This is a genomic window from uncultured Acidaminococcus sp. (assembly GCA_900538365.1).
Classification (GTDB): Bacteria; Bacillota; Negativicutes; order Acidaminococcales; family Acidaminococcaceae; genus Acidaminococcus.
On the sequence record UPXT01000057.1, the window covers coordinates 1 to 13,658 of the forward strand.

Sequence of the window (13,658 nt, forward strand, 5' to 3'; positions counted from 1 at the left end):
ATTAAGCTGCAACACAATCTTATATGGGTCTCCCGAGAAAATGTTGACACATACCGTTGTGGGGGCTGTACCTTACAGATTCACGAATGATGTTAAAATAGATTACCCTGAGTATAGCGAACTTCTTCCAAAGTCAAATGATTATAGAACAAATGTATTTACTGATTTGCACAATAAATTGTTTTTTGATGAACCAATAAATGGAAAACCGTGTGTGAAAATATATGGAATTCTTAATAAAAAGAGGGTTAGCCTTTGGATTAGTAATAAATATATGGAAACAGATGCGAAAAATTTTAAAAAGTTTAAATTACTTCTTTCAAAAGCCGTAAAGTCAGGTAAATTTGGAGAAGATTTGCCCGACACTATTATAGCAAAACCTTTAGAAGGTCATACACAGTCGTTTATTTCTCTAGGCTGTTGCTCTACAAAAGAAGAAATTGAAAATTTACAAAGATATACTAAAACTAAATTTTTTAGGGCAATGTTAAGCGTACTAAAACGGACACAAGATCTGAGTGCATCAAAATTTGATTATGTTCCCATGCAAGACTTTACGCCTTCTTCGGATATCGATTGGTCCCAGTCTGTTCATGACATCGATTTGCAGCTTTATCAGAAATATGGACTTGACGAAACGGAAATCGAATTCATCGAAAGCCATGTAAAGGAGATGAAGTGACGTGACGCCTCAAATTAAATCCTTTGAACGAGTTGTTCCTATGATTTATGCCTATACGACGCCGACCGTTACGTCAAATGCGGGATGGGTCAAAATCGGTTACACGGAAAAGCAAACCGTGGAAAAACGGATTAACCAGCAGACGCACACGGCTTCGATTCCTTATGAACTGGAGTGGCAGGATAATGCCCTTTTCAAGGATGGGTCAGGAAAATCTTTTACGGATCATGATTTCCATCAATATCTGGAAGTCCAAAAAGGCATTGAACGTCGTCCTAAGACAGAATGGTTCCAGATTGATGTGGCAAAATCCTTGGAATATTTCATGCAATTTGCGCTCTGCAAAGATGAACCGACGCAGCAGGGCAGCACCTATGAACTGCGTCAGGAACAGCAGGATGCCGTAGCAAAGACCAAAGCCTATTTTGAAAAGGGGGGCACGGAATTTCTCTGGAATGCAAAACCCCGTTTTGGGAAGACTCTTACTTGCTATGATTTGATTCGGCAGATGGGATTCCAAAAGGTTCTCATCGTTACAAATCGGCCGGCCATTGCAAACTCCTGGGCAGAAGACTTTAATAAATTTATCGGTTGGCGCGGAAAGCTTCGCTTCGTTTCGGATACGGATGCTCTCAAGGGCAAGAAAGGAGTCTATACACGGGAAGCCTATCTTGACGCGGAAAGCCGCCTTCCGGAAGGAAAATCCCATGGTATGGTTGCCTTTGAATCCCTCCAAGGGTTAAAAGGGTCCGTTTATTTTGGAGGCAACTACCAGAAGCTTGAATGGATGGCCAAATCCTATAATGACTTAAAGGGTATAACGCATCATGGCATCGATTTCGACCTTCTTGTCATTGACGAGGCACAGGAAGGCATTGATACAATCCGTACGGAGCATGCCTTTGAAAATATCAGCCGAAAACATACGCTTTATCTATCGGGCACACCATTTAAGGCTCTTGCTTCCGGACAGTTTTCGGAAAACCAGATCTATAACTGGTCCTATGCGGACGAGCAGGAACGAAAGGCATTCTGGCAGAGCGATGACTATAATCCCTATGAAGTTTTGCCGCAGCTTTCCATGTACACGTACCAGATTTCTGGTATGATCCAGGAAAAACTTGAACGAGGCGTGGACCTTGAAAATGAGGATGGTGCCGTCGATTATGCCTTTGACCTCAATGAATTTTTCCTCACGAAAGGAACGGGGGAGAGTGCCCATTTTGTTCACGAAGAAGAGGTCAAGAAATTTCTTCGCTCTCTTACATCCAATGAAAAATATCCTTTCTCTACGCCGACACTGCGCAAGGAACTGGCTCATACTCTTTGGATGCTGAACCGCGTCGACAGCTGCAAGACCCTTGCCCGCATGATGAAGAGTGATGAGTTCAAGGATATCTTTGGCGAATATGAAATTATCGTCGCTGCCGGTGATGGCAAACTTTCAGAAGATGAGGAAACAGAAAAAGCCTTTGACCGCGTGAAAAAAGCCATTGCGGAGCACGAAAAGACGATTACCCTCTCTGTGGGGCAGCTTACGGTCGGCGTGACCATCCCGGAATGGTCAGGCGTTCTCATGCTGTGCAACTTGAAGAGTCCTTCGAGTTATATGCAGGCTGCATTCCGTGCGCAAAATCCCTGCATGATTCGGGTGGGGTCAGAACAGTTCCGTAAGGAACGAGCTTATATCTTTGACTTTGACCCGGCTCGTACGCTTATCATCTTTGACGAATTTGCCAATAACCTTCTTTCAAGTACGACCAATGGGGGTGGAACGGCGGAAGAGCGCAAAGAAAATATTCAAAAACTTCTTAATTTCTTCCCTGTCCTTGGCGAAGATGCAGAAGGAAAGATGGTCGAACTTGATGCTGCTGCCGTCCTTACCATTCCAAGACGGCTTAAGAGTCTTGAAGTTGTGCGCCGCGGCTTTATGTCTAACTTCCTTTTTCAAAATATCAGCAATGTCTTTGGTGCGCCGGGCACGGTTCGGGAAATCTTGGAAAAACTGACCCCGGCCAAAGAGGAAAATCCGAATAAGGAAAAGGCCGCTTTGGATCCTGACGAAGATATCTCTCTTGACGATACAGGAAATGTTGTTGTTCCAGAGGAAATTGTCATCGGAAAGAGCAATGAACTTTTTGGGAATAAAATCTATGCAGCTCCGGAAGCGGTGGAAGAAGCAACGAGCGGTCTCAGCAAAGATCCTTTCCACATCGACAATACGTTCCATAAAGTGCAAGATGCGGTGCAAAAGCAAATCAAGAAGGAAGTCATCGATGTAGCAAACGAAAATTATCAGCTTAAATCGAGAGCGGCGAAACAGGTCGAAAAGGCGGTCAATGAGCATATTTCTCGAGAAATTGAGCGTATCAAAACGGATACTCATCAGAAAATTGCCGTTGCAAACGCTGAGTTTGAAAAGCGCAAAGCAGAAAGCACAACGTCTGAAGAGATGGAATCAGCGAGTGTCGACTACCATAATACGCTGGATGAACTTGTGGCCAGTGCTGGTGAATCCTTGAAGTCTGCAACAGAAACCATCTTTAAAGAAAACCAGAAGAATGTGGTTGAACAGATGGAAAAATTAAAGGCCGAAGAGAAAAAATCTGATTCTGAAGATTGGTCAAGAGCCCGTCTCCGGGGATTCTGCCGCAGTATTCCAAGCTTTGTCATGGCTTACGGTGATGAAAACCTAACCCTTGCCAATTTTGATGATTACACAGAAGACGATGTATTTAAAGAAGTAACGGGCATGTCGGAAGAAGACTTCCGATATCTCCGTGATGGCGGTGACCGAATCAGTGAAAACACCGGTAAATTGGAACACTTTGAAGGGAATTTGTTTAACGAGGTCGTATTCAATGACTCCATCAAGGAATTCCTGAAGAAGAAAAAGGAACTTGCTAACTACTTCGATGAAAGTAAGGATGAAGATATTTTTGACTATATTCCTCCGCAAAAAACGAACCAGATCTTTACCCCGAAAAAGGTCGTAAAGGATATGGTAGACCTCCTGGAAAAAGAAAATCCCGGATGTTTTGATGATCCGAATAAAACGTTTGCGGATCTTTACATGAAGTCCGGTCTTTTCATTACAGAAATTGTCAAGCGACTTTTCCGGTCGCCGAAGATGAAGCAGCTCTATCCGGACGATAAAGCGCGCATTGAGCATATCCTGCGCAAACAGGTTTATGGCATGGCGCCAACGCGCATCATCTATCTCATTGCAACCAACTATATCCTTGGGTTTGATGAAACGCTGAAACTGGAAACGAAGAATTTTGTCCAAGCCGATGCTGCGGAAGCATCGAAAGATGGCACGCTGGGAGAACTGTGCCGAGAGTCGTTCAATTTGAAGTAAAAGAATGTGGCCTCACCCAAAGGGGGAGAGGCCATGTTTAATGTGGGGGAATCTTCCTTCCTAAGCGTAACATGTTTCTTTGTAGGGGATAAATAATCCATGCAAAATAAAGGAAGGTCTCCCATGGAATCAAGTGATCTCTCATCAAAATAATAAGGGGGCTAAGAACGAATTTAAAATGGAAAAGGTCCTCTGGACCTTCCTCCGCTAAGGCGGCAGAACCTGTTGTAGGAAACAATGGGGTCTGCCGCCTTAGCGGCGATTTAACTAGAATTTGGGACAGGCTAAAAATCCCCCGCCATGCATAAGGGGCTGGAGAAATCGGTAAGGTGCTATGGGACGGGTAAGAGCAGCCATAGGAAACGTAGGCTCCATTTTCCGCATGTAATGAGGCTGCAGGACAATCTTATGGGGCTTTCGAGAAAACGCTGACACATACCAGACCTATTTTTTCATTATTTTTTTCCTCAAAATGCGGTATAATATTAAAATGATTTCTAAGTATGCAGAACACCTGCGTTTCTGCAATAAAGGAGTTACGTCATGGGACTTAAGACAATCTGTGCCTATCTGGGCTGCCGGGCTGTTTACGCCTTTCGGGCGACAGGACGCATTATGAACCTTTTTTTTGCGACCTGTGGGGCCCTTTCCAAGGCCACACCGCGGGAAGTCCTGCGTCAGATGGCAAAGCTTGGGGCAGACTCCCTGCCCATTGTAAGCATGACGAGTATGTGCACGGGCATGGTCCTATCCGTTCAGACAGCAAAGGAATTTGTCCGTTTTGGTGCGGCTGATTCCGTCGGCGGCATTGTGGCCATCGCCATGGCCCGCGAGCTTGCACCCATTCTTGCCGGTGTCGTTGTGGCCGGCCGGATTGGGGCCGCCATTGCTGCTGAAATCGGCACGATGAAGGTCACGGAACAAATCGATGCCCTGCGCGTCATGGCGACCAGCCCTACCCAGTATCTTGTGGCCCCGCGGTTTCTTGCCATTGTGCTCATGATGCCCGTCTTGGTTATCTACGCCAACCTTGTTGGTGATATCGGCGGCGGACTTGTCGCAATGAACTATGCCGGAATCGGGAGCCATATGTTCATCGAATCCATTCGTGGCTTCGTTGAATCCTGGGACTTGATAGGCGGTCTCATCAAAGGCGCCGTTTTTGGGGCTATCATCGCCGTCATCGGCTGCCATAAGGGCCTTAACGCTCAGCAAGGGGCCGAAGGGGTTGGCAAGGCTACAACGGCATCGGTTGTTCTTTCCATTATCCTGATCTTTATCTTCAACTATTTTCTCTCCGTTATTTTGTACGTCCATGGAGGCTGATATGAGCGAAACGGTAATTGAATTTAAGGATGTGGATATGTCCTTTGGGGACAAGACAGTCCTTGACCATGTATCCTTTTCCGTCGAAAAAGGGGAGACCGTTGCCATTATCGGCCCGAGCGGCACGGGCAAAAGCACGACCTTGAAACTTCTGATTGGGCTTCTTGAGCCGTTGGGGGGCAGTGTTCGTATAAAAGGCCGTGAGGTCAACCACTTTACGGAAAAACAGTGGAACGACCTGCGCCTTCACATGGGGATGGTTTTCCAGTATTCCGCCCTTTTCGATTTCCTGACCGTGGAAGAAAACGTGGCCTTTGGACTTACGCAGCATACCCACATGCTCACAGACGATATCAAACTGCGGGTAAGAAATCTCCTTTCGTCCGTAGGACTTTCCGGAAACGAAAAAGCCTATCCCGCCGAGCTTTCTGGAGGAATGAAAAAACGCGTCGGCTTAGCCCGCGCCCTTGCCCTTGATCCTGAGATCATTCTTTACGATGAACCTACAGCTGGCCTTGACCCCATCATGGCGGCAAACATCAGTCAGCTGATCCTTGATACCAAACGCAAGCGGGGGATCACGTCCATCCTTGTGACCCACGATATGGCGTCAGCTTTTCTTTGTGCGGACCGGATCCTCATGCTTGATCATGGGAAGATTGTCTTTTCCGGTACGGTCCACGAAGCCCGTCATACGGATCAGCCGCTTGTCAAGGCGTTCATCCGCAGTGACCTATTTGAAGATTCCCCAACAAAGGAGTGAAACCATGAAATCCACAGATGAAGTAAAAGTTGGAGCCGTGACGCTGGGAGGGTTTGTTATCCTGGCGCTGATGCTCACCTTTTTGGGTGTCTTCAGTTTTGCGTCCCGGCAGTATAAGCTCAATGTCATCTTTGACAATGTCAATGGCCTCAAAGTCGGCAATGAAGTCCGCTTTGCCGGTGTCCCGATTGGAAAGGTCGATGATATTCTCGTCGATGGTTCCAAAGTCAAGGTTGTCATGAAGATTGACCAGAAACAGAAAGTGCCCCGCAACTCCCAGTTTGGGATTGGGATGGACGGCGTTATGGGAACCAAGTTCGTGACCATTACTCCGCCTGAGATTGCGACCGGCGTAACCTTCCGGGAAGGGGAGACAATCACGGGGCAGACAACGGGCGGCGTTGATAAACTGATGAATTCGTCGGGGAAGGTCATGGAAAAACTGGAGACTGTTGCCGATGCTTTCAGCAATGTTTTTGGGAATAAAGATGTCCAGAAGTCCATGCGGGAGGGGTTCGTTCAGACTGGTGAAATCACAAAGAACCTCAATGCCTTCACAAAAGCCTTGGCCCAGATGGCTCAGGATAACCAAGGAGATATCCATGCCATGGTTGGCCAGATGAAAGAAATGACAGTTCATATGAACAGCATTATGACCCAGGCGGATAACAATGGTGAAACGGGCCGCAATGTAGCCCTCATGGCGGCCAATATGAAGGACGTCAGTGAAACCATCAAGGAAACGGCGGCTTCCCTTCAGGGCGTTGTGACTGACCCCAAGGTCCAGGATGATCTCAAGGTCACCATCCATAACGCGGCTGAAACAAGCGAAAAGGCAAACCGCGTCATGGGAGTCGTTGCTGATGCCCGTATCCGGACGGATGTCATGTATCGCGACAAGGACAGTAAATGGCGTGCCGATATCGGCGCTGAACTGCCAACGGGCAAAGATGACTTTTTCTACTTAGGTGTCAGCGACGCTGGCGGAGATGATGATTTCAATTTCCATTATAATCGGCGCCTAGGGAAATTTGTCGTCGGCCGTGTTGGCCTTATGGAAGGCGAGTTTGGTGTCGGTGCGGATTGGCTCTTGTCGCCAAAATTCCGGCTCTTTACGGACTACTATGACTTTAATGATGGCAAGCTCAAGGTAGGCGCTGAATGGGCTTTTTCTCCGAAACTATCCCTCATTGGAGAAAACATGGATGTCCTTGATGGACATAGTGACCTTACCTACTTGGGACTGAGGGCCCGTTTCTAAGGATTTGTGAACAATTGGTGGAACGGGAGTAAAAACCGGCCCACCCCGTTGACTTTCAAAAATATTGCGCATATAATGTTTATTACTGACTAGCCAGTCAGAATTTGAGGAGGGTACGATACGTCATGCATATCCATAAAAAAGCACTGATCGGCGCTGTCTTTTTGAGTGTCCTGTCTCTTGGTACCGCTTTTGCCCAGGAGGCGCCTCAATCTGTCAGCCTCGACCTGAATAAGGCCGTTCGCATGGCCCTTGAAAATAACTCTGATGTCAAGATTTCCTCGTCCGAACTGGATGCAGCCAAAGCCGGCCTTGACGCGGCTCGGGCAGCTCGTTGGGGGAGCATTGATTTTGCTCATTCTACGGGGCGGAACATGAGATATAAGACTGCTGCTGGTGCAACACTTGCTAATGGCCCTGTGGGGACAAACAGCAGCACGAACACTGTGAGCATTTCCGTTCCTATCTATACGGGTGGGAGACTCGAAGGTCAGATAGAAGAAGCCAAGGCCAACCAGAAATATTATGAATATGGCATGAATAGCGCCTACCAGACGACGCGCTATAATGCGGCCAAAGGATATTATGATGTCCTTGAAAGCATTAATACGGTAAACCTTCAGAAAGAAACCGTGGACCGGTTGGCTGAACATCTGAGAAATACCCAGTCCCAGTTCAATGTCGGTGTTTCCGCAAAAGTCGATGTCCTCCGCAGCCAGGTGGAACTTGTCGATGCCCAGCAGACCTTGACCCAAGCTCAGAATAATTATGATGTGGCCGTAGCCACCTTGAACAATGTCTTGGGACTTCCGACGGGTACACCCCTTTCCTTGAGTGAAGGGCTGGAATATAAATCCAACGACTATACCCTTGATAACTGCCTGTCCTATGCCATGCTGAATCGGCCCGAAATCCATCAGGCCCAGGCTTCCGTAGATATGGCAAAAGCAGAACAAAAGATTGCCAACGCGGCCACTCTGCCACAAGTGAGTCTCAGTGCTGCCAATGGCTGGGCCGATGACCGCTTCCCTGGTGCCCATAAATATGATTGGTCCGTTGGAGCCTCTGTGGACTTCAATATTTGGGACTATGGCGTCAATTCAGCCAAGATCCGTCAGGCAAAGGCCAACGTTGTCAAAGCCGAGGAGAGCTATCGCCAGATCAGCGACCAAGTGAACCTTGCTGTCAGAACGTCATACCTTAGCATGCGGGAAGCAGAAAAACGTATCAAGACAACGGAAGTTGCGGTTGAACAAGCAGAAGAAGATTACCGTATTGCTCAGCTGCGCTACCAGGCCGGTGTAGGAACGAATACGGACGTCCTCGATGCTTCTGTTGCCCTGACGACCGCCAAAAATAACTACATCCAAGCTCTTTATGATTACAACACGTCATGGGCACTGCTCGAACAGTCCATGGGTGTTCCGACGGATGCGGAAGAATAAAATTGAATAGTCGGAGCTGCGTTTGCCCCGATTTAATGCAAGAACGTACCCCCATTGTTCCATGGAACAATGGGGGTACGTTCTTGTAGGGAATCAGCAAGATGGGTTTGCTGAATCATATATCACGATATTTGTTCAACTAAAATTTATTTTCCACTTTTCCTTCACTTTGGTATACTATAGTTGAATCTATGGGGAAACGGAACAACTAAGACCCTTTTTTACCCGTTTTTCCCAAAGGGAACGGGATTCCGTTCCAGAAAGGCAGAACATGCGGCCAAAATGGAAAAAACGCCTGCCTTTCCTTCTCCTTGTCATACCGGCGCTCTATGTAGGGACATTCAAGGTTCTTATGCCACGGGTGCTTCCCACGGTGCGGCCCATGGTGGAGGAAACAGCAGCTCAATATATCAACGGAAAACTCCATATTGACCGGATTGAAATCAGCCCGGACCTGACTTTCCGCATCAAGAACAGCGCGGTCTATGACCGGGCTGGGATCCTTGTGGCAAAGATTCCGGAAGTTGCCGTTCGCATCAATCCTTTGAACCTTCTGGTGGGACACGGGGCTGCCAGGATGGTGAGCCTTGTTGCCATCAATGATCCAACGGTGTATATGGTCATGGACAGCAGCGACCGCTGGAACGTGGAAAATCTTGTCAAAAAGTCCGAGTCGTCCAGTGAGGATTTCCGCGGCTTAGTGACGGTCAATCGAGGCACGATCCAGCTTTCGACGCCTTATGGTACATGGCATGTCAGTGCATCCGGTTCCCTTGACCTTGCGCATAACCCTATCTATGGTCTTGATGTGGATCTTGTGACGGAAAGGGGGGAGACCCTGCAGCTTACCGGTTCCATTAAAAGTGACGGAACCGGGGAAGTGTCGGCGAGCAGTGAAGCCCTTTGCGTAACGCCCTATGCAGCGCTTGCGGCGCACTATGCCCCCATAACGGATCTTGCGGGAACCCTTTCAAAGCTTTCTATTACCTGGCGCAACGATGATCAGGAAAGTAAGCTTTCGGGGAGCGTCATGGCAGATTCCCTATCTTTATCCGTACATAAGGACAATCTTCTGCTGCCGCTTACAGCTGCAGGAACGGTCCACTTTGACAATAAGGACCTTGACTTTACCAATTTTACGGTGTCTCTTGATGGTTCAGCGGTTACCTTGAACGGGGGACTTGACCTTACTGATGCACAGACGCCTGTTTTTCACCAGTTTGCTGTAAAGACGGATGACTTTGACCTTGAAGCGATTCCCTTGGACCTTCCTCTTTCGGGCCGCGTCACGGCCAGTGCCTCTCTGGATGGCTCTTTTGACCGCCTTCTTGCCGCGGGGACCGTGGACAGTCCGGCCTTGACCGTTAAAGGATATGAAATAGACAACCTTCACCTGCCCCTTTCAGCTCAGGGCAGCCAAGTAAATGTTACGGACGGGACCTTCCATCTTGCTGGCGGCAAAGGAACTTTGACGGCTTCTTATGATACGAAGGACCACACTTTTGCGGCGACACTTAAAAGCGAAGGCCTTGATCTGGGAGCGGCAGTGCCTGATGGAGAAAGTATGATCCTTTCCGGCGATCTTTATGCTGAGGGGCGCTATGACGATGACCTTTTTGCCCGCGTCCTCAGTGATGATCTTTCCCTTACGGGCCATGGGCTTTCCCTCACTCATGTTGATTTGGGTGCGGTTTATGAAAAGGGACGCCTGACCTTGGACCGCTTTGCAGCTGATTCGGATGGTGGCGGCGCTGTGACGGGCTCGGGCAGTCTTGAAGGCTCAGCCCTTAAAGGAGATTTTTATGTTACGAACCTCCCTGTGGGGCCTATCCTTGCTTCCTTCGGAGAAGAAGGAGAGGGCTTCCTTTCTGCCCACATGATGCTTGAAGGAACCACGGATGCCCCGGAAGGGACGGCCGCCTTTTCCATCAATGATGCCTCCTTTAAGGGCTTTATCGCAAAAGAAGCCCATGGTCTTGTCAGCTGGAAGGATCGTGTCGTCCGTCTGACGAAGGTTGAGCTTGATCCGCCGCAAGGCCGCCACGAACTTGATGGGTCCATTGTCCTTACGGGTGATGATCCCCAGCTTGACCTCACCGTTGTCACAACGGGCGTACGCCTCGAACCTTTCTCCGATGCCTTTGACCTGCCTCTTCCTGTCACGGGAAACCTCACCAATACGGTCCGCGTGACAGGTACCCTGAAAAATCCAGATATTTCAGGTCATGTGCGGGCCTACGACGGTTCGGTCAATAAGTTCCTTGTCGATGAGCTGTCCGGTGACTACTCCGTCACTGACGGTGCTGTTACACTGAAAAACTTCAAGCTCCAGGCCCTGACATCGACCGCGACTTTTGCAGGGACCATTGCGAAAAATGGCGACCTTGCCTTGGGTATTGACGCTTACGGCATCATGCTCCAGCGTCTGCCTTGGCTTAAGGAAGCAGCCAGCCTCCAAGGCAGCGTGGATTTCAACGGGGCTGTAAGCGGCAACCTTTCCAATCCGCTTTTCACCGGTGTATTGTCTTCAAATTCGGTGATCATCAACGGAGAGGAGTTTACGGGACTTGCCCTATCCATTGATTCCACGGGGGGCAAGATCAACGAACTTGAAGGCTCTTTCCAGCAGAAGTCAGGAGGGGACTATTTCCTGTCCGCTCACATAGACCTTTTGAATCATTACTACCAGTGGAAAGCTGAAGTGGAGCGGGGAAACGTGAGGAGTCTCCTTCAAATGGGCGGCTACGACCTTGCTATTGATGGATTTCTTTCCGGAACCATTGCCCTTAACCCAAATGGACGCCGAACGGGCCTTGCCATCAAAGGTAAGGTGGAAGACGGCAAAGTGCAGGGTGTTCCCTTTGATTCCGCTGATTTTGATATTTTTGGTCACCTCGGCGTCTGGCATATCAACCAGCTTGAGGCCCGAGAAAATGGCGGCGGCCTCTTTGCTGCCCAAGGTGAAGTGGATATGAAGAATAAAACCTTGGACCTTGAAGTTGCAGCAAACGGCATTTCGCCTAAAATTCTTACGGTAAGCCTTGATGATCCGCCGGAAATTGGGGGCGCCCTCAATATGGCCGCACAGGTCAAGGGACCTTTTGATGATCCCAATGGAAACTTCTCCCTTGAAGTAACGGGCGGCTCCGTAAGCGGAGTAACCTTCGACTCACTCTACGGCATGGCCACCCTGCGGGATGGGATGTTTACCTTGAACCAGTTCCTCGTCCAGCGCGGAATCTATAAGCTGTCTGCCTATGGAACCCTGCCCCTTGACCTTTTACGGGCCAAGGAGAATCGCCGCAGTCCCGACGCGCGGATGAACCTTGACCTGCATCTTGACAATGCAAATCTTGACATCCTGCCGACGCTTACGAAATATGTCCAGTGGGCATCCGGTCCTATGAAAGGAACCCTCAATGTGAGCGGGACCTTGGAGGACTATACCTTGGACGGTGCGGTTCATCTCGATGACGGAACCATCAAGCTGCGGGGCATGGATAATACCATTGACCACGTGAAGCTTGATACGGAATTTGCAGGAACGAAAGTCAATCTTAAGGAACTGTCTGCCACCATTGGCGATGATGGCCGTGTCATGGCGTCAGGAAGTTATGAACTTCATGGCGGGGAATCACCTTATGCCCTGACGGCGGCTATCCGCAGCGTCTTTATTGATTCGCGGCAGATCGGCGGCAAGGTCAACGGCGATATTTCCGTTACACAGAAAAATGGGATGCCCTTTGTATCGGGAACGCTCAATCTGGAGGACCTCTATATTGGTCTGACTTCCGTGCCGAGTTTTGGCAGCGGCGGATCGCCTATTGGTCTTGATTTTACCGTTGACCTCGGGGAGAAGATGCACCTTCATACGGCGTCCTTCTACGATATCTGGGGAGGCGGCAAGATCCACTTCGGGGGAACGACAGCAGATCCGGACATTACAGGCGCCATCAACCTTACAAAGGGGACCCTCAATTACCTCAATACCCCCTTTAGGATGGGCCGCAGCATCGTCACGTGGCCGGAGCGGGGAACCTTTACGCCCCACCTTGATATGAAAGCTTTTACGCGCCTTGGCCAGTACATGATCCTCGCCACCATCGAAGGACCGCTGTCCATGGATGGACTGCAGGTCCATCTAAAGAGTGATCCGCCCAAGGATGAAAATACGCTTAAACGCTTCCTGACCTTGAAGACGGATAACGCCGACCTGACCAATAATGACTGGATGGGGCTTATCGACGCTGGTATCCAGCTAAGCTACCTGTCCGATGTAGAAGATGCCATCAAGCAGGCCCTTCAGCTGGACGAACTGCGTGTCTACAGCGGCAGTCTCCAGTCCGGCATTGGCTTCAGCGTCGATGCGAAACGGGCAAATGAAGTCATTGGCGATGATCGGCGGCAGTACAACTGGCTTGTGGCCAAAAGTTTCGGCGACAAACTGCGCCTTGGCTACACGGCAAGTTTCGACGGAGAAGACTCGAGCATCTTTGCGGAATACTTTCTCAACCGCCGCCTGAACCTCAGCGTGTCCGTCGATGAAGAAAACAGGGCCTGGTATGGTGTACAGTATCATACGAGGTTCTAAGGAAAAGCACGGCTTTGATTGACCTAGATGGGTGGGCCCATGGTTCCTTTTCTATGGAAGCACGCCTTCTTCCAGCCTGGCACCCGCGCCTTTAGCTGCTAGTTTTTCCCCTTTTGCTTTTTCCTGGAGCAGGAGCTGCTTCCTGAAAAGGCCGAAAGGGGAATTCTTTTTTTGGGTTCTATAATAAATGTTGGGGTGAGGAAATATTCTTTCCTCACCCCATTTTTGC

General features: G+C 49.1%; 6 protein-coding genes and 1 pseudogene. All 7 read left to right on the forward strand.

Features of this window, described 5'->3' with window-relative positions:
* Nucleotides 1-682 (forward strand): annotated as a pseudogene (locus QZQ08_RS09050) (restriction endonuclease); the annotation flags it as partial.
* A gap of 40 nt (nucleotides 683-722) precedes the next feature.
* The gene (locus QZQ08_RS09055; RefSeq protein ID WP_366140876.1) at nucleotides 723-4,043 is read left to right on the forward strand and encodes a DEAD/DEAH box helicase family protein; all 3,321 of its coding nucleotides are present in this window, start codon (nucleotides 723-725) and stop codon (nucleotides 4,041-4,043) included.
* Between the two features lie 543 nt (nucleotides 4,044-4,586).
* Nucleotides 4,587-5,369, forward strand: coding sequence for an ABC transporter permease (locus QZQ08_RS09060; RefSeq protein ID WP_296331114.1), 783 nt, complete (start codon nucleotides 4,587-4,589; stop codon nucleotides 5,367-5,369).
* A 1-nt stretch (nucleotide 5,370) separates the two neighbouring features.
* The gene (locus QZQ08_RS09065) at nucleotides 5,371-6,132 is read left to right on the forward strand and encodes an ABC transporter ATP-binding protein (RefSeq protein ID WP_296331117.1); all 762 of its coding nucleotides are present in this window, start codon (nucleotides 5,371-5,373) and stop codon (nucleotides 6,130-6,132) included.
* A gap of 4 nt (nucleotides 6,133-6,136) precedes the next feature.
* The gene (locus QZQ08_RS09070) at nucleotides 6,137-7,393 is read left to right on the forward strand and encodes an MlaD family protein (RefSeq protein ID WP_296331120.1); all 1,257 of its coding nucleotides are present in this window, start codon (nucleotides 6,137-6,139) and stop codon (nucleotides 7,391-7,393) included.
* Nucleotides 7,394-7,518: 125 nt separating this feature from the next.
* Nucleotides 7,519-8,838: a TolC family protein gene (locus tag QZQ08_RS09075; RefSeq protein ID WP_296331124.1), complete on the forward strand. Its 1,320-nt coding sequence runs from the start codon at nucleotides 7,519-7,521 to the stop codon at nucleotides 8,836-8,838.
* A gap of 271 nt (nucleotides 8,839-9,109) precedes the next feature.
* Nucleotides 9,110-13,429: a translocation/assembly module TamB domain-containing protein gene (locus QZQ08_RS09080; protein ID WP_296331127.1), complete on the forward strand. Its 4,320-nt coding sequence runs from the start codon at nucleotides 9,110-9,112 to the stop codon at nucleotides 13,427-13,429.
* Nucleotides 13,430-13,658 lie beyond the last annotated feature (229 nt).